Genomic DNA, 21,382 nt, shown 5'->3' on the forward strand with positions numbered 1-21,382 from the left:
TAGATGACAATACAATCTATTTCTCAGCAAGATACTGCTTATATCCAACCTGTTTCAGTTTCGCATCCTTTGCTACAACCTGAGCCTTCATATCTGCTGTATAGTTTTTGATTTTCTCAAGGATTGCATCATCACCTGCTGCGAGTATCTTTGCTGCAAGGATTGCTGCATTTTTCGCACCGTCAATTGCAACTGTGGCAACAGGCACTCCAGGTGGCATCTGCATGATTGAGAACACTGCATCCATTCCATCCAGATTCTTTCCTGAAAGCGGTACTCCGATAACAGGAAGTGCAAAAAGCGCTGCACACATTCCCGGAAGTGCTGCTGCCATTCCCGCTCCTGCTATTATTACCTTTACATCTCTATTCTCAGCGCCTCTTGTCCACTCAATAAGCTCATCCGGCTCACGGTGTGCCGAGATGATGGTGAGCTCATACTCTATGCCGAGCTCTTCAAGCATATCTGCCGCCTTACTCATCACCTTTAAATCTGAGTCGCTGCCCATAACTATTCCAACCTTTGCCATTTTATCCTCCTTATACGTCTAACAATTATTTGCTTTCTGCATCAAGCGTATCGAGCGGTTTGTTCAACTCTTCTACGCCCTCAAGCACAAATCTGCCATCTCTTATTATATCACATGTTGAGCCATCGTGTCGAATAACTGTGATGGCTCCAAGTTCATCATATGGTATTGTGATATCCGTGTGGCAGTTGAAATATGCCTTTGATATATCTTCTTTTCTGCGGATGGAAACTGAATTGTCCCTGGCAATTATGGCTTTTCCGTCAGGGTTGTATGTCATATTGTCCTCATCGTATGTGTAGCAGGTATCACCCACCGCAAAGTGCGGTCCTGTCTTCTCTGCTATGAGAATAGGCATCTTTGCTGCGATATCGTATACTCTCGCCATACGGTAGGCTGTCGTATTGGTGCCTATGGCAAACTCACCCATAGGCAGTGTGTCATGATGGAAAAGCACATTGTCTGATATATACTTTCTGTTTTCTTCCTCATCCTCAAAATTGGTGCATGTATATTTATCAATCATGCCATCCTTAAAGTCGATTTCCAGATTAAGGAAATTAAGCTCATTGAGATATACCTGACTGACATGCAGCTTGCCGTTTGTGCCCTCTAGCACCGGTGAAGTAAACACCTCTCCGACAGGGATATTTACATCAGCCACACAGTTTTCAAAAGCCGTCTCCTTTGAAGGCTCCTTAAGCTCATGAATCTTGACATACAAATCTGTCCTGTTGCCGTTTGTACCGACGATATGCACCCTGTCTGCTGTATCGAGCACATCTATGATTTTCTGCTGCATATCCCTGTAGAGTGCATAATCAAGAGTATTAATCTTTACAGTCTCCGTAAAAATTTCCTTATAATCAGATCCGATTGCAGCACACGGATAGGCAATAATCGTAAAGCTTCTGTCCTCGCTGTGGATATAGCTGTTCATATACTGTGAGCGCACGCTTGTCATATGGACTACAAGCTTCTGCTGCTCATCATTAAAGTGCGCAGCCTCCTTCTTTGAAACCGGAGCAAACGGCTCCTCTCCAAATATCTCTATGACAGCAGGGCCTCCACATTTGCATGCTACATCCTTCATTCTCTCAAGTGCATTGTGCATGCACTCAAGACGATACTCCACATATGCCTTGTCAAGCCACAGTGCCATATCCTCCTTGTGGTCATAGTCAAACTGCTTATTGACCGATGTGGAAAATGGTCTCATGGCAGGCTTCATACCCATTTTCTCAAAATTCTTTAATGCTGCTCTTATCATACGCTCAAAGCCAAGCGGATAAAGCACCTGAACCACCGACTTCTTTGAGATATCCTTGTTGCAGGTAATAAAGCCAATGCGGTATCCTTCTGTATAGGTATCTGCCATAGCCTGTATCTCCTCATCTGAAAATGAAGCCAGATGTGCTCTGCCGGCGCGCTCATTCTCTCCGACATACAGTCCGTAAGAATACAGATAATCATCATTTGACAAATCTGCCTCATTTACAAGCTCTGTATAGTAATCATAAGCCGGGTCAAGGAGTGCTCTGTTGTCATCCTCTGCAAAAATCTCCTCATAATCATGCATGAACGAGTATATACAGCCCCTTATCTCTTCAGGACTCAGCTCATTGGCATTCTCAAAATAATTGTATAGCTCTACAATAAGCTCTGCATAAATGCAGAGATACTTTATATCCCCCTGATAGATATGTGTAATGCTTCCGGCAATTTTTGCATATACAGCCGATAAAAGCTGACCATACTCATCTCCGAGCACCTTTACGGCATATGCCGGGTTGGCATAGCTTTTCTCATAATTTTCTTTATCAAACTGTGAATAGAATAAATCGTTAAATTCTTTATCTGCGCTATGGTTTTTAATAGTGTTGATGCACTTTGCCGCACTTCTGAAATAATCAGCAAAAGCCGGCTCTATCGCAGGCTCTCTGATAATCTGTTCTATCCGCTCCTCCACAAGCTCTAATCGCTCTGCGTAAAGCTCATTGGAGAGCTCATAAATCTCTTTATAACTCATATATCCCTATAATCTTTCTTTCATATAATAAAACCTGCAGCATATGTTCCTCCCCAGCTGATTACCGCTATGAGTGAAAAAAACACTGCCAGTCGTGGAAACGTCATGAATGATTCCTCATCAAAGAGGCTTCTGATGGCAAACCCGAAATCTGCCAGAGATATGCCAAGCATCAGTATACCGGCACTGCCATAGTACATAGACAAATTGCCATCTCCTCTGAATGCCGCATTCAAAAAAACTATATATACAATCTCTATGAGGATAGCCACAACAAGTGCAGCTATCCCCCTCTTAGATTGCTTCTTTTCCGTAAACTTATACCTGTTACGTTTTCTTCTGCCAAGCAATTTATATTCTCCTATTTGCAGCCGTACTGCTTATAGTACTCATCTATAGCTGCTTTGATTGTGTCATCAATGACTACTCTGCCATCATGCTCTCTGTTGTAGAGATACTCTGTGACCTCTTCCATTGTAACGATTGCCTTGCCCTCAAAGCCGTACTTCTCATGGATTTCGTCGAGCGCGCTCACCTTGCCGCCCTGTCCGACTTCCATTCTGTTAAGGCTCACCATAAGGCCTACGATTGTGACATCAGCAGCTCCTCTTACCTTTGGTACTGTCTCCTCCATTGATTTGCCTGATGTGGTGACATCCTCTATCATGACTACTCTGTCGCCATCCTTAAGCTTGCTTCCAAGGAAGCCTCCCTTGTCTGCACCGTGATCCTTTGCCTCTTTTCTGTCTGAGCAGTAGCGCACCTCTTTGCCATAGAGCTCATGGTATGCGATGGCTGTTACCACTGCAAGCGGAATTCCCTTGTATGCAGGTCCGAATAATACATCAAAGTCATCTCCGTAGTTTGCATGGATAGCCTTTGCGTAGTACTCTCCGAGTCTCTTAAGCTGTGAGCCTGTCACATATGCTCCCGCGTTCATGAAAAATGGTGATTTACGACCGCTCTTTAATGTGAAATCACCAAATTTCAGCACGTCACTCTCCACCATAAAGTCTATAAATTCGCTCTTGTAGCTTTCCATTGTATGTTAATCCTCCTGTGTGTTTTTCTTTAAATTATCTTTGTCAATTTTACCACATTGGGGCGTGCTTTTCAACGTGGAAATATTAGTTGTTTTTGCGACTCTGTCATACATAGACAATCATAATAATAAAAAGAAATAGCATCCCACACCGTCCAAAGTTTAGGATGCTATTCTTATAACATTTTAGCACTGAGGGCAAATCGGAGTCATATCCGATTCACTTTCTAAGTAGATTATACATGAGGGTACTTGAGAAATCAAGTACCCTTTTTTAATTAGATATACTCACTTGTGTTTACGATCACGCCGTCATATACTGACTGCTTTTTGATAAACTCCGCAGCCTTGTCCACATCTCTGCCGTTTTTGTTCCAGTCCTTTGTGAACTCAACTTTGTCGGCTGCAAGCTCCTTCTCCTGCTTTTGGCTGATGAGCAGAAGTACGAGTATTCCGGCATGGCTTAGGTGCTTGACTACATTTACGAAGTCCTCACCCTCCTTTGGTGCGTAGAGATAAGTATGGCGTCCGTCTATATTTAAGGCTTTCTCGACATCCTCCACAAAGCCACGGTTTACCCCATCCACTCCGTCTACGAATACGGCGGTGATTGCCTTCTGACCCTTGATTGCAGCTCTTACGTTTCTGTCTACTCTGCCCTCGTAGAGACCGCTTTCCTCTGTGTGTACCTCTTCAACCACACCACAGGCAGATGTCATATCCGTCACACGGTCGATTAAGATGAACTCACCAAGTGTCTTGTGATTTTTGAACTTATCGCAGACTATCTTGTCCGAGAATGCAATCTTTACAACTGCTATCTCGTTCTTTTTAAGCTTGTCGGCAGGCTTTTCCTCACCTGTGTTTACGTCGATGGTATGCTCTATCTCTGTTACGATGCCCGGTATTGACTTGGTACCAAGCTTGAAGAAGAAATTCTTTCCCTTAAAGAGCTCATCGTCATCCATCCAGAGTATTGTAGCTGTGATGGATGAAGCCACCTTTGCTCCTGAACCGATTGTGAGCACGCAGCCTCTTGATACGTCCACCTCTCTGTCAAGCTGGATTGTAACCGGCTGGCCTGTAAATGCGCTATCACTTAGCTTATCACCCACATGGATGCTTTTTACATGTGCTGTCTCATTGCTTGGCAGTGTGGTGATTTCATCGCCAACCTTTACCTCTCCGGCCTCTATCTGGCCCTGGAATCCACGGAAGGTGTGGTCAGGACGGCAGACTCTCTGTACAGGCATGTAAAAGCCCTCTTCCTCGTTCTCATCCTTTATGTCAACATCCTCAAGGTATGATAAGAGAGCAGGTCCCTTGTACCATGGGATATTCTCAGACTTTGTTGTGACATTGTCACCCTCTGTTGCAGAAACAGGAATTATTACTACATTTTTGAGTTCAAGCTCCTTTGTAAGCTCAATAATCTGCTTTGTGATTTCATCGAAACGCTTCTCGTCGTAGCCTACAAGATCCATCTTGTTTACAGCAAATACAAAGTAGTTGATTCCCATGAGCGCGCAGATTCTTGCGTGTCTTCTTGTCTGAACCAATACGCCCTGCTTTGCATCTATTAAAATTACCGCAAGGTCTGCAAAGGATGCACCTACAGCCATGTTTCTTGTGTACTCCTCATGGCCCGGTGTATCTGCCACGATAAAGCTTCTCTTATCTGTTGTGAAGTAACGATAAGCCACATCGATTGTGATTCCCTGCTCTCTCTCTGCCATCAGTCCGTCGAGGAGGAGTGAATAGTCGATGGCGCCGCCACGGCTTCCGACCTTACTGTCAAGCTCCAATGCCTTTTCCTGATCTGCATAGAGCAGCTTTGAATCGTATAATATATGTCCGATCAGAGTTGATTTTCCGTCGTCCACGCTTCCGCATGTAATAAATTTAAGTAATCCGCTCATTTTAGAAATATCCCTCCCTCTTTCTTCTTTCCATGCTGCCTGCCGCCTCGTTGTCTATGACACGGGTGGTTCTCTCTGAGGAAACAGCACTGAGTGTCTCATCAATAATCTCATCAAGTGTATCCGCTGTCGACTCCACACCACCTGTCAGTGGATAGCAGCCGAGAGTTCTGAAACGTACACTCTTCATCTGGATTTTCTCACCCGGACGAAGCTTCATTCTGTCGTCATCTACCATGATGATGTTGCCGTCTCTGTATACAACAGGTCTTTCCTTTGCAAAGTAAAGTGAAGGAATCTCGATATTCTCTCTCTTTATATACTGCCAGATATCCTTCTCTGTCCAGTTTGAAAGTGGGAAAACTCGCACCTCCTGGCCCTTTTTAATTCTTGAGTTGTAGAGCTTCCACATCTCCGGGCGCTGGTTCTTTGGATCCCATGCGTGGTTCTCATTTCTGAAGGAGAAGATTCTCTCCTTGGCTCTTGATTTCTCCTCGTCTCTTCGGCCGCCGCCAAACGCTGCCGTAAAGCCGTATTTGTCGAGCGCCTGCTTGAGCGCCTGTGTCTTCATGATATCTGTGTATGCTGAGCCGTGGTCAAATGGATTGATGCCCTGCTTTACGCCATCCTGATTTATATATTCAAGCATCTCGATGCCCTTTTCCTTAGCAATGCGATCTCTGAATTCTATCATCTCATGGAATTTCCAGGTTGTATTTACATGTAAAAACGGAAATGGCGGCTTCTCCGGATAAAATGCCTTCATTGCAAGATGAAGCATTACCGAGCTGTCCTTTCCAATTGAGTACAACATAACCGGCTTCTCGCACTCTGCGGCTACTTCACGTATTATGTATATTGCCTCTGCTTCGAGTTCGTCAAGATGTGATAATTCACCCATGTCTGTTACCATCCTTTTCTTTAATATTTATTGGATTCCTTCTTGTTGATAAGAATCTCTTCCTTGCTTCCGTCGCGCTTTTTGATATCCCAGGTCAGCGTGTCCGGTGTGCTTTTTACTGTCATGAGACTTCCCATGCCTCCTATGTCTGCTCCAAGATAAAGAGCAATAGCACCAAAATGACATTCCTTGATGCATGAGGCACAGCCCCAGCAGTCCTTAGGATATTTGATAAAGGCTTTTTTCTCTGAGTCCTGATATATCAGGCTTCCCGGGCATACACTTGTACACATGCCACAGCCCTTACACTTTGCTTTATCAATCATTATGCTCATAACGCGCCTCCCTTCCGACAAGCTCTCTGTAAATCATGTGAAGCTGCCCGTTTTCGTATTTGGAATTGACATATTTCATCCAGTCATCACTCTTGTCAGGATAATCCAGATTCTCGGCAAAGCTGTGCCATCTGGTCTCCTTTCTTGCACCAAGATGTGCTATAACCGAAAGACATACCGTAAGCCTCTCCTTAAGCTCATATATGAACATAAGCTCATGCATATCCGATGCATATAAATCACCGGTCAGCTCTATCAGATGATTTATCTTTTCCTTTGCCAGCGCAAGCTGCTTGCCGTTGAACTGATAATGTGTGGAAATACCGCCTGCGTAGTTGTCCATGACCTTCTGCATGGCTTCCTCGATAGCCTCTGTTGTAAACATCTTGAACCTTTCAGTGAGGAAATGGTCGTACTCTGAAGCTTTTGCTTCAAGCGCCTTTTTCTCATCAAATGCCGATGTGTCAGGACTTCCGTCGGAGGTATCTGCATCTAGCTTTGAAACCATATCTATCGCAGCGATTTCGCCCTCTACCATAGCTCCTGTAACATATTTCTGTGGACATCCTCCTGCCACATCTCCAGCAGCATAAAGTCCGTGGATTGTAGTCTCACGCTCGGTATTTACCCAGTAGCCGCTCGCTGTGTGGCCACCTACGATATACGGCTCAGTGCCCTCTATCTCCACATTCTGCTCACTTGGATTCTTACCTGCCTCCACCCACTTGAGTGTCTGGCTTGGTGCCATGTTGAGATATGCCTTTCTTAATGACTCATCCTGCTGTGGCGAAATGCCCTCTGTCCTTAAGTAGCAAGGACCTCTTCCCTCGAGATTTTCCATGACCGTTCCGTATACACGCTCTGATGTGGTAAGGCCGTATTTTGTCTCGTAAACCTCTCCAAGTGAATTGACCTGCTTTGCCCCGACTCCCTGTGCAATTGTTCCTGTCGGTGCGATTGTGTCCTTGCATCTGAGTGCGATAAATCTCATCTCAAAGGTGGTCATCTCTGCTCCGCTTCTTATGCCCATCGCATATCCGGCGCCTGTATTAAATGGCGGATACCACATCTTGTGCCTTGAAAATCCCGGATTGTTTGGCCTGTATAAACCGGCCGCTCCGCCTGTTGCACAGAGCACCTTTTTAGCCCTGATTTCATAGGCTGTAGCATCCTCGATTGAAAATCCGTATGCACCCTTTATGGTGTTGTTCTCAACTATATAGTCCGTGATATTGATTCTGTTTATCACTGTACAGTCCGTAATCTTTGATACAGCTTCTGCCAAAATCGGCTTCATGTTCTCGCCATTTATTTTGATATTTCGGTTTCCTCTTGCTACATACTCACCGTTTTCATCCTTTAATATGACAAGTCCAAGCTTTTCCATCTTGTCCGTCACACGGTTTAAGCCCTCGGACATAGTCATGAGTAAGTCTTCCCTTACTATGCCGTCAGCATCCTTTTTTGCGTAGTCTACATAGTCCTCAGGCTTTCTGCCCTTTACTATGTATGCATTTATCGCATTGACACCTGCTGCAAGGCATCCGCTTCGCTTTATGTTCGCTTTCTCTGCAATTATAATCGAATAATCCGATTTCTCACGGATGGTGAGCGCTGCATAACAGCCAGCCGTGCCACCTCCTATTATGAGGATGTCCGTGTGTAGGATTTTTTTGTTTTCTATCTTCATTTATCTCCCTCTGCTTCCTCTTTCAATCACAAGCTTTAGACTATTCTTGTATCTAAATGTAGAATACATCCTGCTCCTGCATCTCGCTGTTTTCCATCAGGTATGTTTTCTCTTCGTCGAATATATACAGCCTGTAAATCAGCACATGTACTTTCTCGCCGACTGCTATCAGGTCCTTTTCAAGTGAGCGCTCGCCGACCACCTCGATACCGTTTATGCTGACTGTGATATCCATCCTGTTTCCTCTGAATACCACATCTGTAACGATGCCCTCCTCTGCCGCTGACTGATAGCGGTCTAAGTTGCCGCTCTTTGATATCTTGATAAACTCAGGTCTGATTACCGCCTTGTCGGCATTTTCTATCCTGTCAAAGCCCTTTAGCCTGTCATAGTTTTCAACGACTGTGGTGTGTCCTATAAACTGCGCCACAAAAGGTGTATCAGGCGACTTGTATATCTCAAGAGGTGTACCCATCTGCTCTATCGTGCCGTGGTTTGTGATAATGATTTCATCTGCCACCTCAACAGCCTCATCCTGGTCATGTGTGACGAAAATGCTTGTGATTCCAAGCTTTTCGACCAGCTCCTTCAGCCAGGTACGAAGCTCACCTCGCACCTTTGCATCTATCGCGGCAAATGGCTCATCCAGTAAGAGCACCTGTGGATTCGGCGCCAGCGCCCTTGCAAATGCCACTCTCTGACGCTGTCCTCCGGAAAGCTGATTCGGATATCTCTTTTCAAGCCCCGATAAGCCTGTCATCTCAAGAAGCTTGGTAACACGCTCCTTTATGAGCTTTTTCGGCATCTTCTGAAGCTCCAGCCCAAATGCCACATTGTCGTATATTGTCATGTATCTAAACAGCGCATAGTTCTGAAACACAAAGCCTATGCCTCTCTTCGAGGCCGGAATATCATTCACCCGCTTTCCATCTATATATATGTCACCTGAATTTGGCGTCTCAAGCCCTGCTATCATACGAAGAAGTGTTGTCTTGCCACTGCCGGACGGCCCCAGCAGCGCCACAAGCTTTCCCTTTTCCACTCCAAAGCTCACATTATCGGATGCCAGGAAGTCTCCGTATTTTTTGTATATATTTTTCATCTCAACGTACATATACGTTATCTCCTTCCTGCTTTCTTAGTACAGCCACTCTATAGCTGTCTGCCACACCGGTGTGTAAGCAGTAACAAATTTCATTAGTGTAAATCATATTTCCCATAAATCTCAGTGTAATTTCTTAAATTTATGCTCAACTATATTTCTTGCAAAAAGAATGATTAATGCAATAATTAACAGTATCGACGATACAGCAAATGCCGATGTTATCGAGCTGTCTGTGCCCGACATATACAAGGCATCAATCTCAAGCGGCAGTGTAAATGTCTCGCCTCTTGTCTTCGAGAGCGCATTTACCGCGCCGAACTCGCCGAGGGCTCTCGCCGTACAAAGTATGATTCCATAAATCAGGCTCCACTTCATCTGCGGAAGTGTTATTTTCCGAAATATCGTAAAGCCGGATGCTCCCATCAGCGCTGCGGCTTCTTCCTCATCCTTTCCCTCTGCATTGAGCACCGGTATAATTTCCCTTGACACATACGGAAACGTGACAAATATCGTAGCAAGCACAACTCCCGGTATTGCAAAGGTGATTCTCACATTCGTGCCGAATATCTCATTAAACCATCTGATAACCGGATAAAACCATCCAAGCCGTCCGAAGGTCATAAGATACGCAAGTCCTACGATGACCGGAGAAATTGAAAACGGTATATCAATAAGTGTTGCAAGCACCTGCTTTCCTTTAAACGAAAACCTGGTCAACAGCCACGCTGTCCATATTCCAAAGAAGGTGTTGATAACTACCGCAAAAACTGTTGCTATCAAAGTCACCTTGAGTGCTGACAGCACGTAGCTTGTGGAGATAGCTTTCAGATAGAATCCAAGCCCCTCCTTTAAAGCACTTGCCATCACAGAAAAAAGCGGAACTACAAGCATGACAAATATGAAGAGCACCGTGACAGTGACGAGTATTATCTTTGTGATCTTTTTTCTTCTTTCAAGCTTTACCTGTTCGGTCATCGCATTGTGCTCCTTTCCTGTTTGTGTGCATCGCATTTGATTTATATGCAGCCTTCTACAACAAATTAGTGCGCTGTGACTGTTTAACCTGCACTATGTTTACAAATAACAGCAGTAAAAATGATATGACAAGCATCACAAGTGCTATGGCAGTCGCGCTGGCATAATCTATATAGCCAAGCTTCTGCATGATGACGTAGGATACCACCTGTGTCCTGTGTTTTGCGCTGTTGCCTGATATGTAGATAACGCTTCCGTACTCTCCTATGCCTCTGGCAAATGCAAGACCAAAGCCTGTTAAGAGTGCCGGACGAAGCTCCGGAAGTATTACCTTAAAAAAGGTCTTAGAGGGTGTGGCACCAAGCATATATGCTGCCTCCTCATATGTATTATCCATCTTTTCCAGTACCGGCTGAACTGCTCTGATCACGAAGGGAATACCTACAAAAACCAGTGCCACAACTATTCCTGCCTGTGTGTAAGCCACATCTATTCCAAGCTTACTTAAGCCCTTGCCAAAAAAGCCTGTGCCCGAGTAAAGCTTTGAGAGCGTGATGCCCGCAACCGCTGTCGGCAGTGCAAACGGAAGCTCTATGAGTCCGTCAAGCAGCCATTTTCCGGGGAAATCGTACTTCACAAGTGTCCATGCGACGATGAGTCCAAATACCACATTTATAATCGCTGCGATAAATGACGAGGTGATGCTTGTGATAAAGGCATTCCTCACATTCTCCTTCATGATAAGTGCCACAAAATCACCGGGTGATATCTTTAGCGAATACACAAGCACTGATGCCAGCGGAATGAGTACGATGACTGAAAGCATCGTGACCACTATCCCAAGCGAAAGATGGTAGCCCGGTATAACTCTGGTCTTTATGTTCTTTGATTTAGTTTTCTTTTTTGCTGTTTTATCAGTTGCCGTAAATTTCATCGAACATTGCTCCATCATCGAAATATGTCTTGTAGGCTTCATCCCATCCGCCGTAATCATCTATGCTCCAAAGCCTGATATTCAAATCAAACTTGTCGGAAAACTGATTTAATATGTCCTGATTGGTTGGTCTGTAGCCACTCTCTCCAATCAGCCTCTGTGCCTCATCGCTGTAGAGATACTGTAAGTACTCTTTACTCGCAGCTTCTGTTCCATTGCTCTTTGCATTATCATCCACAATGGCAACAGACGGCTGCGCTAAGATGCTGACTGACGGATTCACTATCTCATACTTACCCGGATATGAATCCATGGTCGTAAGTGCCTCGTTTTCCCACGCTATAAGCACATCTCCCTGACCGTTTTCCACAAATGTGGTTGTTGAGCCTCTCGCACCTGAGTCCATAATTGTGACATTTTCATACAGCTTTCTCATAAACGTTTTCTGTTCCTTTTGGCTGTCATAGTTTGTCTTCGCATAGCTTAGCGCCGCAAGGAAATTCCAGCAGGCTCCGCCACTGCTCTTTGGATCCGGTGTAATCACATCCACATTCTTTTTCACCAGGTCATCCCAGTCGCTTATATGCTTTGGATTGCCCTTTCTTACAAGAAAAACGATGGTTGATGTGTACGGTGCAGAGCTTTTTGGAAATTCATCAATCCAGCCCTTTTCAATTAAGCCGGTATTTTGTATCAGGTCTATGTCATGCTCGAGTGCCAGTGTGACAACATCTGCATTACAGCCCTCCACAACCGAACGAGCCTGCGCTCCCGAGCCGCCATGTGACTGAATCACATTTATCCTTTTGCCATGCTCGCTCTCATAGTAAGACTCGAATATTTTGTTGTATTTTTCGTAAAACTCTCGTGTCGGATCATATGACACATTCGTTATGGTGACTGTGCCATCATCCTTCTTACCTGAGCAGCCTGTCAGAAAAAGTGACACCACCATCACCGCTGACAGCATGGCTGCCGTGTATTTATGTATATTTCTCATGTATATTTCTCATTTTTCATATTACAGATTCAGACACTGTAGCTTATGCCGTCGGTTGTCCTATATACCATTAGTTTACTGTAAAAAGCTGTGTGGACAGGTATCTCTCGCCTGTATCCGGAAGCAGCACCACGATATTCTTTCCTTTGTTCTCAGTCCTCTTTGCAAGCTCTGTTGCCGCATATATTGCTGCTCCTGAGGATATGCCGACGAGAAGTCCGTCGCTCTTTGCAACCTCTCTTGCCTTGTCAAAGGCTGCCTCATTCTCAACCGGAATCACCTCATCCACTATATCCATGCGCATGACCTTTGGAATAAAGCCTGCACCGATTCCCTGTATCTTGTGAGGCCCCGGTCTTCCACCTGAGAGTACCGGTGAGCTCTTTGGTTCAACAGCTACTATCCTTACATCAGGATTATGGTCTCTTAATCCAAGCCCGGTGCCTGTACATGTGCCGCCTGTTCCGACAGATGATACAAAGATATCTACCTTTCCATCTGTATCCTCCCAGATTTCCTGAGCGGTTGTAGCTCTGTGGATATCCGGATTGGCCTGATTCTCAAACTGCTGTGGAATAAAGGCATTGCCATAATGCTCTTTAAGTCTCTGCGCCTCATCGATTGCACCCTTCATGCCCTCACGCCCCGGTGTGAGCTTTATCTCTGCGCCAAGCGCTGTGACGATTTTTCTTCTCTCAACGCTCATGGTATCAGGCATGATAAGTATCAGGTGAAGCCCCTTTGAGGCTGCCACAAATGCAAGTCCGATTCCGGTATTGCCACTTGTCGGCTCTATGATTATTGTGTCCTGATTTATCTTTCCATCCTTTATGCCCTGTTCTATCATAGCTGCCGCCACCCTGTCCTTTACACTTCCAAGTGGATTGAAATACTCCAGCTTTGCTATGATTTTTGCTTCAAGCCCAAGGGCTTTTTCATAGTTGGTCAGCTCCAGAAGCGGAGTGTGACCTATCAGCTCTGTGAGCTGCTTTGCAATTTTTGCCATTGATATTACCTCTTTTTTGTTAATGTTTGTTTTGAGTTTGTTATGAGTTTGTGCTTAGTTTGTATGGCCTGGATTTCCTACCATTCAAATATGATTTCTAAGTTATTGATATGTTACCACTAATTGATATTTTTGTAAATGTAATTAGGGTTATTAATATTTGTTAGCGGGCTATAAATTTTATTGATAGCCATTAAAAAAGAGTTCTATCATTCGCAGACACAAGGTCTGTGAAAAATAGAACTCTTTTTGGGCCTTCCTTTAGCTACTTACGCTTGTTCATTTGCTTTATCGGTTCTCGTGATATACTTGATTCCGACAAAGGTTCCAATCAGGATAAGCACTCCTATGATAAAAGGTACTACAGGATTTCTGACAAAGCCTGCTATGATGTAGGTCAGACATGATATGGCTGCCACAAGCACAGCGTACGGAAGCTGTGTGGACACATGGTTCATATGGTTGCACTGGGCTCCGGCAGATGCCATGATGGTGGTATCGGATATCGGTGAGCAGTGGTCTCCGCATACTGCACCTGCCATACATGCTGAGATTGAGATGATCATCATCGTATGGTTTGTGCCTGAGAAGATGTTTACTACTATCGGTATGAGTATGCCGAAGGTGCCCCATGAGGTTCCTGTTGCAAAAGCAAGGAAGGCTCCCACCACGAATATGATTGCCGGGAACAGTCCAAGCAGTGGTCCCGATACTCCTCCCACTAAGCCTGCGACAAATTCCTTGGCGCCAAGGCTCTCTGTCATGGTCTTTAGCGTCCATGCAAAGGTAAGTATAAGTATTGCAGGTACCATCGCCTTAAAGCCCTCAGGGATTGAATTACAGCAATCCGTAAAGCTTAGTACCCTTCTGATTGAGTAAAAGCATATGGTGATTATCAACGCAAAAAAGCTTCCAAGCATAAGACCGATTGAAGCATCGCTGCCTGCAAACGCATCAACGAAGCCTGTTCCGTCAAAAAAGCCTCCTGTGTATATCATTCCGATGATGCAGCTTATTATAAGCACAAGAATAGGAAATACAAGGTCTATAACCTTCCCCTTGCCCTTTATAACATCCTGCTTTGTCTCCGCATACGGCCTGTCACCTGTGGTAAACAAATCACCCTTTTGGGCATTGGCTTCATGCTTTGCCATCGGACCGAAATCTACCTGTAAAACAACAAGTGTCACCATAGCGATAATAGTAAAGAGTGCATAATAATTGTATGGAATGGCCTTTATGAAAATAGAAAAGCCATCCTCTCCCTTTACAAAGCCGGTAACCGCGGCTGCCCACGATGATATAGGTGCAATGATGCATACAGGCGCTGCTGTGGCATCTATCAGATATGCAAGCTTTGCTCTTGAAACCTGATGCTTGTCGGTGACAGGGCGCATCACACTTCCTACTGTCAGACAGTTGAAGTAATCATCTATAAATATGAGTACTCCAAGTATTATAGCTGAAAGCTGGGCACCAATCCTTGTCTTTATGTGCTCACTCGCCCACTCTCCAAAGGCCGCCGAACCGCCTGCCTTGTTCATCATGCTCACCATAACACCGAGCACGACTAAGAATATCAGTATTCCCACATTGTACGAATCCGATAGCACTCCAACAAGTCCGTCCTCGAATATGTGAAGCACTGATCTCTCAGCCGAAAACCCCGGCTGAAATGCATTTCCATAAAACAGTCCGCCAATCACTATTCCAACGAATAATGAGCTGTAGACCTCTTTTGTGATAAGTGCCAGAACTATAGCCACAACAGGTGGAACAAGTGCCCAGACTGTGGCATACATAGAAGGCACGTATTCTGCTGCCAGAATCATTATTTTATCCTCCGTCTATCCATTATGCTCTATCTGTCAACTGCGCCGACAAGCTCTGAAATATCCTTTACTCCATACCTGTCCATATACTCTGCGATGCCATCCACTATCTGCTCTGTGGTCTTTGGATTTACAAAGTTTGCTGTGCCGACTGAAACAGCCGTAGCTCCGGCAAGTATCATCTCTATAGCATCGGCAGCATTTGTGATACCGCCCATTCCGATAATCGGAATATTGACTGCATGTGCTGTCTCATAAACCATGCGCACTGCAACCGGATGAACCGCCGGACCGCTCATGCCGCCTGTCTTGTTTGCTAACACAAAGCTTCTTCTGTTTATATCAATCTTCATGCCTGTAATTGTATTGATGAGCGAAACCGCATCAGCTCCACCGGCCTCTGCCGCCCTTGCTATCTCTGCAATACTTGTGACATTTGGAGAAAGCTTCATGATAACAGGCTGCTTTGCATATTTTTTAATCTCGCTTGTGATTGTCTCAACACCCTTTGGATCTGTTCCGAAGGCAATTCCGCCCTCCTTAACATTAGGGCATGAGATATTTATTTCCATCATATCAATAGGCTCATCTGCAAGACGCTTTACCACATCAAGATACTCGTCAAGCGAATGACCGCAGACATTTACCACAATCCTTGTATCAAACTGCTTTAAAAAAGGAATATCCCTCTTGCAGAAAAGCTCGATGCCGGGATTTTGAAGTCCGACTGCATTGAGCATGCCGCCGTACACCTCTGCTACTCTCGGTGTAGGATTCCCCTCCCACGGCTTATTCGCAACACCCTTTGTAGTGACTGCACCAAGTCTGTTTAAATCAACAAACTCGCTGTACTCTGCACCGGAGCCGAATGTGCCGGATGCAACTGTAACAGGATTTTTCCACTCAACACCGGCCACATTTACTGACATATTACTCATTACAGCTCCACCTCCTTCGCATCAAAAACAGGTCCCTCTTTGCATATACGCTTGTTGTTTACATTGCTGTGGGCATCCTTGTCCTTTGTTTTGCATACGCACGCAAGGCATGCACCGATTCCACATGCCATGCGCTCCTCCATTGATATAAAGCAGTCCATATCATGCTCTGCAGCGTAAGCCTTGAGTGCACGAAGCATAGGCATAGGTCCACATGCATAAATCACGTCTGCCTCAAGAGCATTCTCCTTTATTGCATCGATGACATTGCCCTTTGTGCCGACACTGCCGTCCTCTGTAGCTACAAAGGAAGCTGCCTGTTCCTTAAACTCATCGAGCAGGAAGGTATTCTCATCGCGATAGCCCATGACGATGTTCATATCGCATACTGCTGTTTTAATTTCTTCACCTTCCATTGCTGCCTGTTCCGAATTTTTTTCTTCACCTGATGTCTGCACAATGCCTGCATTTATATCCTTGGCAAGCTGCAGCATAGGCGGCACTCCGATTCCTCCTCCGATAAGAAATGCCTTCTTTCCCGGCTGCACTGTAAAGCCGTTTCCAAGAGGTCCTAAAATCCTTACCTTATCGCCCCTGACAAGCTTTGAAAATTCCTCTGTTCCCGTGCCTTCACCTGTCACACGGTACACGAGACGAATTGTGTCATCATCTCTGTTTATGCCGCAAAGGCTTATCGGACGCGGAAGCAGCTTACTCTTGTCGTTTGAGTAAACCGATACAAACTGTCCCGCCTTTGCTGCCTTTGCAATTTTGTCTGTCTTTAGTGTGAGGTCGTAGATGCCATTGCCGAGTGAGCTCTGGTCAACTACAACTGCAATCTCCTCAAATTTCTCTGCCATTTTATCTCCCTGGTTTCGTTTGTTAATATATTTAAGCTTTCTGAATAACTTATTAACGATTTGCAAGTGCTCCTGAGATATCCTCAATCATATCCTCAACAGCCTTGCGTGATGCATCTGCAAAATTCTCTGCTGTGATGCCCATATCCTTGTACTTATCCTGCTTGTATGCGCAGATGATTCCACGTGATGAATTGACAATTGCACCAAGTCCGTCCTCATTGAAGAAATGAACAAGGTCTGCGCCCTTTCCTCCCTGTGCGCCGTAGCCCGGTACGAGGATGAAGCTCTTTGGCATTACCTTACGAAGAATCTTACCCTGCTCAGGGTATGTTGCACCGACAACCGCACCTACATAGCTGTATGAATCACCCATGCAGTCAGCTCCCCACTCTGCAACCTTCTCACCTACCCACTCATATAATGGGCGTCCGTCAATCATACGGTCCTGGAACTCTCCACTTGATGGATTAGATGTCTTTACAAGAATGAAGATACCCTTCTTCTCCTCCTTGCATACATCTACGAATGGCTTGATACCGTCTGTTCCAAGGTATGGATTGACAGTGGCAAAATCCTCATCAAAGGTAGAATAGCTCTTGCTGCCGATCTGTACCTTTCCGAGATGTCCTGTGGCGTATGCAGCCGATGTTGAGCCGATATCTCCACGCTTTACATCTCCGATAACCACGAGATCCTTCTCATGACAGTAATCCACTGTCTTCTGGAATGTCTTAAGGCCCTCCACTCCAAACTGCTCATACATAGCAATCTGTGGCTTTACAGCCGGAATCAGGTCATATGTGGCATCCACAATAGCCTTGTTGTACTGCCAGATAGCCTCCGCTGCACCGGCCGGTGTCTCTCCAAGCTCATCAAATGCCTTCTTTGTGATATGCTCAGGCACATATGAAAGCATCGGGTCGAGACCTACTACGATAGGTGCGTTTGTTTTCTTGATTTTGTCTACTAATTTGTTGATCATTCTTTCGTCCTCTTTATGCGTATTTTATTATACAGACAGATATTGTGATTATTAAATATCTGCATACAGTTATAAATATTTTATAGCATAAACTAAATTCTTGCAACCAAAAATATAATAGCAGGGAGTATAGCATTAATTGTTGCTATACTCCCTGCTAATTTCACCTTTACAGCTTCCATTTTTCAATCACACATTGATGTTCTTTTGTCTTTTTATCGTAATTTATTCCAACAAGAAGCAAATTACCCTTATAATCCTTCAAGGCTTCCACATACTGTCTCGACTTTATCTGTGAAATGGCGCCATCAACATTCTTATCATATTTCAATTCAATAACAACTGCCGGCTTATCCAAATGACTCACTCTTGGAATAAAGCATACATCAGCAAAGCCTTTTCCTGTTGGTAATTCACGAACTATTGAGTAATACTCCCTGGCCGAATAAAATGCCAAATTAATTGTACAGCTTAAAGAATTCTCATCATTATACCGTAAAATAGATATCTCATTATGTGCCTTATCAATTCCGTCAGCAACCGCAGCACCATTCATATTCCACAAACTCTCAAGCAATTTTTGTGATGCTTTTATTGATTTTGATACTTCATCCCAATCCATTGTACTAATTGCATTAAGATATTCCTTTGACACCTCTCGATTTGGAATTGAAACCTCTTCCGTCTCACTATCATATGTCAGGTAGCCAAGATGTACTAAAAGTGTAAGCACATCATCCTTTGTGGCAAATGATGTCATGTCATTTTCAAATGTGCCTGTATTTATTTTCTCACTTTCACCGGCAAGCATTTTAATCACGGCATCTTTTAGACCATCCATATTCATTTGAATATAAACCTTGAGAGCCTCGTAAGTTTCAGTCTGATTCCAATAAGTACCAAATTTATGCTTTAGCATGGCTTCTACTACAGACTTCGGACTGTACATCGCATATTTCTTTACTCCATATTTGCTATGGGACACGAGCTTATATCCATTGTACCATGCCCTTGCCTCTTCAAAGTCCATATCATATCTGTCACACAATTCTCTGACCTCATCATCTGTAAAGCCAAAGTACTCTGCCAAAGCTCCCATATCTGTCATGGAATATTCCGTGAACATATTAAGAGCAGAATGTGAACCATATTTTTTAATCGGCAGTATACCTGTCATGTATGCAAGCGCTATATAGTCTTTATCCTTAAGCCAGCCTCTCAAAAAATCAAGGTATTTCTTCTGCGCTTCTTTATCCTGCGTAAATTCTCTAAACAGACAATCCCATTCATCAATAAGAATCACAAACGGCCTGCCTGTAGACATAAAAACATCCTGCATTACTCTCACAATATTTGACTTGTCCCGAAAAATAATATCCTTACACTCTATTGAAAAATCATCCGTAATGTATTCGCACAACATTTTAAGCATATCATCAACACTGTGTGTAACACTCAAAAAGTCCTGCATATTAATTTTGAGTACATCATACTTGTTAATATGTCTGTCATACGACTCATCATGACTTATTTTAAGGCCTTTAAATAAATTTTCTGCATCAGTCTTTCGACCATAATATGCTGAAAGCATATCCATGGCCATTGACTTTCCGAATCGCCTTGGACGGCTTACACACATATACCTTTGTAATGTATTTATACACTTATTCGTTTCTTTAATCAGACCGCTTTTGTCAACAAAAATCTCTGAATTTATCGCAAGCTCAAACGATCTTCCTGTCGGATTAACGTAAATGCCCAATGAATATGCCTCCCTGTTAATATGTTACTCTATATTATACCTGCTATTTACTGGTTTGCAACAATATTTATCTATTGTATTATTGATAAGCAACGTTATTGCTATAAAAATAGACTTAACTACTAATTCTACAATAACGCAGCATATTATGATTGTGTATAGATTCATATGCTGATATTTCAATTCACACTCCCACGAGAGGAACGACGGCAGGTACAGGCACAGCCACTAACCTTGCAGAATTTCAATCCACGTTCCCACGAGAGGAGCGACCATATTACACAATCGTTCGTATTCAGGTTCTTCAATTTCAATCCACGCTCCCACGAGAGGAGCGACCATTTCCAACGGACTTTGTGACGGCTTTTATGCCATATTTCAATCCACGCTCCCACGAGAGGAGCGACTTCACCGGGGACTACACCTTTGAGGTGACACTGATTTCAATACACGCTCCCACGAGAGGAGCGACACATAACGCCGGAACAGTGGGAACAGCTAAAGAATTTCAATACACGCTCCCACGAGAGGAGCGACAATGGGTGATGGCTATCAAGAGGTGCAGGAAGTAATTTCAATCCACGCTCCCACGAGAGGCGCGACGTCGTTAAAAGCCACGGAATATAAGTTAAGCATTGATTTCAATCCACGCTCCCACGAGAGGAGCGACAATTATATTCCAGATGAGTTTAAGTCGTACATTATTTCAATCCACGCTCCCACGAGAGGAGCGACTATGACATCAGACGAGACCGGCATGGTGGCTATATTTCAATCCACGCTCCCACGAGAGGAGCGACACTGATGAATGGCTGTATGATGAAGAATATTTGAATTTCAATCCACGCTCCCACGAGAGGAGCGACTTTAGCCTTGACAAGCCAAAACACAAGACAATTTTATTTCAATCCACGCTCCCACGAGAGGAGCGACCATTTAACTAATGTCGTTTGATAAGCTGATATATATTTCAATCCACGCTCCCACGAGAGGAGCGACGGTTCTGATACTAAACCAACTGCTGTTACTAATATTTCAATCCACGCTCCCACGAGAGGAGCGACAAAAATGTCGTGTGTGGTTAAATAATCAGCGTAATTTCAATCCACGCTCCCACGAGAGGAGCGACATTTTTGGGTAAAACATAAGGGCTATAATTTCTATATTTCAATCCACGCTCCCACGAGAGGAGCGACAGACCGTCATGATCCGACAGACATATGTTATATATTTCAATCCACGCTCCCACGAGAGGAGCGACGTGTATTGCTGCTCTTGTTTTCGGCTGATCCACACATTTCAATCCACGCTCCCACGAGAGGAGCGACTCTTTTCACTGCGTAATAGCTTAAGAATTTTATCATTTCAATCCACGCTCCCACGAGAGGAGCGACGCTGTTGAGTTTTTCCAAGTTCGACAGAGCGAGAATTTCAATCCACGCTCCCACGAGAGGAGCGACGTTTCCCTGTCTTCCAATTTTTCGCCCGCACGATATATTTCAATCCACGCTCCCACGAGAGGAGCGACCTGATAAATCTA

Annotated in this window: 18 protein-coding genes and 1 CRISPR repeat array (1 of these 19 only partly in view); all 18 genes read right to left on the reverse strand. The window is 44.4% G+C overall.

Translation table 11 applies throughout. From position 1 onward, the window contains the following. Positions 1-16 precede the first annotated feature (16 nt). The 18 genes from purE to EUBREC_RS11205 all read right to left on the reverse strand — a co-directional run bounded on the left by purE (position 17) and on the right by EUBREC_RS11205 (position 19,842). Positions 17-529 carry a 5-(carboxyamino)imidazole ribonucleotide mutase gene (gene purE, locus EUBREC_RS11120; protein WP_012743289.1) on the reverse strand — a complete coding sequence of 171 codons (513 nt, stop codon included), beginning with the start codon at positions 527-529 and terminating at the stop codon, positions 17-19. Positions 530-554: 25 nt separating this feature from the next. Further along, positions 555-2,558 carry an aminopeptidase gene (locus EUBREC_RS11125; protein ID WP_012743290.1) on the reverse strand — a complete coding sequence of 668 codons (2,004 nt, stop codon included), beginning with the start codon at positions 2,556-2,558 and terminating at the stop codon, positions 555-557. Positions 2,559-2,578: 20 nt separating this feature from the next. Then, positions 2,579-2,908, reverse strand: coding sequence for a hypothetical protein (locus EUBREC_RS11130; protein ID WP_012743291.1), 330 nt, complete (start codon positions 2,906-2,908; stop codon positions 2,579-2,581). Between the two features lie 11 nt (positions 2,909-2,919). Continuing rightward, positions 2,920-3,600, reverse strand: coding sequence for an orotate phosphoribosyltransferase (gene pyrE / locus EUBREC_RS11135; RefSeq protein ID WP_012743292.1), 681 nt, complete (start codon positions 3,598-3,600; stop codon positions 2,920-2,922). A 278-nt stretch (positions 3,601-3,878) separates the two neighbouring features. Continuing rightward, positions 3,879-5,519: a sulfate adenylyltransferase subunit 1 gene (locus EUBREC_RS11140; RefSeq protein ID WP_012743293.1), complete on the reverse strand. Its 1,641-nt coding sequence runs from the start codon at positions 5,517-5,519 to the stop codon at positions 3,879-3,881. A 1-nt stretch (position 5,520) separates the two neighbouring features. After that, entirely contained in the window at positions 5,521-6,420 is a 900-nt protein-coding gene (cysD, locus tag EUBREC_RS11145) for a sulfate adenylyltransferase subunit CysD (protein WP_022292454.1), read from the reverse strand. A gap of 20 nt (positions 6,421-6,440) precedes the next feature. Further along, the gene (locus EUBREC_RS11150) at positions 6,441-6,755 is read right to left on the reverse strand and encodes a 4Fe-4S dicluster domain-containing protein (protein WP_015568199.1); all 315 of its coding nucleotides are present in this window, start codon (positions 6,753-6,755) and stop codon (positions 6,441-6,443) included. Next, positions 6,739-8,445 (reverse strand): adenylyl-sulfate reductase subunit alpha, encoded by a 1,707-nt coding sequence (locus EUBREC_RS11155; protein WP_012743296.1) that lies wholly within the window; start codon positions 8,443-8,445, stop codon positions 6,739-6,741. Before EUBREC_RS11155 ends, EUBREC_RS11150 begins: the two co-directional genes overlap by 17 nt. Positions 8,446-8,497: 52 nt before the next feature. Beyond that, positions 8,498-9,559 carry an ABC transporter ATP-binding protein gene (locus EUBREC_RS11160; RefSeq protein ID WP_012743297.1) on the reverse strand — a complete coding sequence of 354 codons (1,062 nt, stop codon included), beginning with the start codon at positions 9,557-9,559 and terminating at the stop codon, positions 8,498-8,500. Between the two features lie 111 nt (positions 9,560-9,670). Continuing rightward, a complete protein-coding gene (locus EUBREC_RS11165) occupies positions 9,671-10,525 on the reverse strand; it encodes a sulfate ABC transporter permease (RefSeq protein ID WP_015517339.1) in 855 nt (284 codons plus the stop codon). A 55-nt stretch (positions 10,526-10,580) separates the two neighbouring features. After that, a complete protein-coding gene (gene cysT / locus EUBREC_RS11170) occupies positions 10,581-11,459 on the reverse strand; it encodes a sulfate ABC transporter permease subunit CysT (RefSeq protein WP_012743299.1) in 879 nt (292 codons plus the stop codon). Continuing rightward, positions 11,440-12,459 carry a sulfate ABC transporter substrate-binding protein gene (locus tag EUBREC_RS11175; RefSeq protein WP_012743300.1) on the reverse strand — a complete coding sequence of 340 codons (1,020 nt, stop codon included), beginning with the start codon at positions 12,457-12,459 and terminating at the stop codon, positions 11,440-11,442. The genes cysT and EUBREC_RS11175 overlap by 20 nt, the downstream gene beginning before the upstream one ends. A 70-nt stretch (positions 12,460-12,529) precedes the next feature. Beyond that, the gene (gene cysK, locus EUBREC_RS11180) at positions 12,530-13,465 is read right to left on the reverse strand and encodes a cysteine synthase A (RefSeq protein ID WP_012743301.1); all 936 of its coding nucleotides are present in this window, start codon (positions 13,463-13,465) and stop codon (positions 12,530-12,532) included. Positions 13,466-13,734: 269 nt separating this feature from the next. Further along, complete coding sequence (locus EUBREC_RS11185; protein WP_012743302.1) at positions 13,735-15,297, reverse strand: Na+/H+ antiporter NhaC family protein; 1,563 nt, start codon at positions 15,295-15,297, stop codon at positions 13,735-13,737. Positions 15,298-15,326: 29 nt separating this feature from the next. After that, positions 15,327-16,235, reverse strand: a complete 909-nt coding sequence (locus tag EUBREC_RS11190; RefSeq protein ID WP_012743303.1) for a dihydroorotate dehydrogenase — start codon at positions 16,233-16,235, stop codon at positions 15,327-15,329. Next, positions 16,235-17,095, reverse strand: coding sequence for a dihydroorotate dehydrogenase electron transfer subunit (locus EUBREC_RS11195; protein ID WP_041254163.1), 861 nt, complete (start codon positions 17,093-17,095; stop codon positions 16,235-16,237). Before EUBREC_RS11195 ends, EUBREC_RS11190 begins: the two co-directional genes overlap by 1 nt. A 52-nt stretch (positions 17,096-17,147) precedes the next feature. Continuing rightward, positions 17,148-18,080, reverse strand: a complete 933-nt coding sequence (pyrF, locus tag EUBREC_RS11200; RefSeq protein ID WP_012743305.1) for an orotidine-5'-phosphate decarboxylase — start codon at positions 18,078-18,080, stop codon at positions 17,148-17,150. A gap of 169 nt (positions 18,081-18,249) precedes the next feature. Continuing rightward, positions 18,250-19,842, reverse strand: coding sequence for an AAA family ATPase (locus EUBREC_RS11205; RefSeq protein ID WP_022292446.1), 1,593 nt, complete (start codon positions 19,840-19,842; stop codon positions 18,250-18,252). Positions 19,843-20,018: 176 nt separating this feature from the next. Next, positions 20,019-21,382: a CRISPR direct-repeat array (repeat unit 32 nt; unit sequence ATTTCAATCCACGCTCCCACGAGAGGAGCGAC); it runs 256 nt beyond the window's last position.

Origin of the sequence: Agathobacter rectalis ATCC 33656 (assembly GCF_000020605.1) — a bacterium.
GTDB lineage: Bacteria > Bacillota > Clostridia > Lachnospirales > Lachnospiraceae > Roseburia > Roseburia rectalis.

Bases quoted from the DNA above. Each gene is read 5' to 3' on its own strand.
- purE (WP_012743289.1), bottom strand. From the start codon at position 529: ATGGCAAAGGTTGGAATAGTTATGGGCAGCGACTCAGATTTAAAGGTG.
- EUBREC_RS11125 (WP_012743290.1), bottom strand. From the start codon at position 2,558: ATGAGTTATAAAGAGATTTATGAGCTCTCCAATGAGCTTTACGCAGAG.
- pyrE (WP_012743292.1), bottom strand. From the start codon at position 3,600: ATGGAAAGCTACAAGAGCGAATTTATAGACTTTATGGTGGAGAGTGAC.
- EUBREC_RS11140 (WP_012743293.1), bottom strand. From the start codon at position 5,519: ATGAGCGGATTACTTAAATTTATTACATGCGGAAGCGTGGACGACGGA.
- cysD (WP_022292454.1), bottom strand. From the start codon at position 6,420: ATGGGTGAATTATCACATCTTGACGAACTCGAAGCAGAGGCAATATAC.
- EUBREC_RS11150 (WP_015568199.1), bottom strand. From the start codon at position 6,755: ATGAGCATAATGATTGATAAAGCAAAGTGTAAGGGCTGTGGCATGTGT.
- EUBREC_RS11155 (WP_012743296.1), bottom strand. From the start codon at position 8,445: ATGAAGATAGAAAACAAAAAAATCCTACACACGGACATCCTCATAATA.
- EUBREC_RS11160 (WP_012743297.1), bottom strand. From the start codon at position 9,559: ATGTACGTTGAGATGAAAAATATATACAAAAAATACGGAGACTTCCTG.
- EUBREC_RS11165 (WP_015517339.1), bottom strand. From the start codon at position 10,525: ATGACCGAACAGGTAAAGCTTGAAAGAAGAAAAAAGATCACAAAGATA.
- cysT (WP_012743299.1), bottom strand. From the start codon at position 11,459: ATGAAATTTACGGCAACTGATAAAACAGCAAAAAAGAAAACTAAATCA.
- EUBREC_RS11175 (WP_012743300.1), bottom strand. From the start codon at position 12,459: ATGAGAAATATACATAAATACACGGCAGCCATGCTGTCAGCGGTGATG.
- cysK (WP_012743301.1), bottom strand. From the start codon at position 13,465: ATGGCAAAAATTGCAAAGCAGCTCACAGAGCTGATAGGTCACACTCCG.
- EUBREC_RS11185 (WP_012743302.1), bottom strand. From the start codon at position 15,297: ATGATTCTGGCAGCAGAATACGTGCCTTCTATGTATGCCACAGTCTGG.
- EUBREC_RS11190 (WP_012743303.1), bottom strand. From the start codon at position 16,235: ATGAGTAATATGTCAGTAAATGTGGCCGGTGTTGAGTGGAAAAATCCT.
- EUBREC_RS11195 (WP_041254163.1), bottom strand. From the start codon at position 17,095: ATGGCAGAGAAATTTGAGGAGATTGCAGTTGTAGTTGACCAGAGCTCA.
- pyrF (WP_012743305.1), bottom strand. From the start codon at position 18,080: ATGATCAACAAATTAGTAGACAAAATCAAGAAAACAAACGCACCTATC.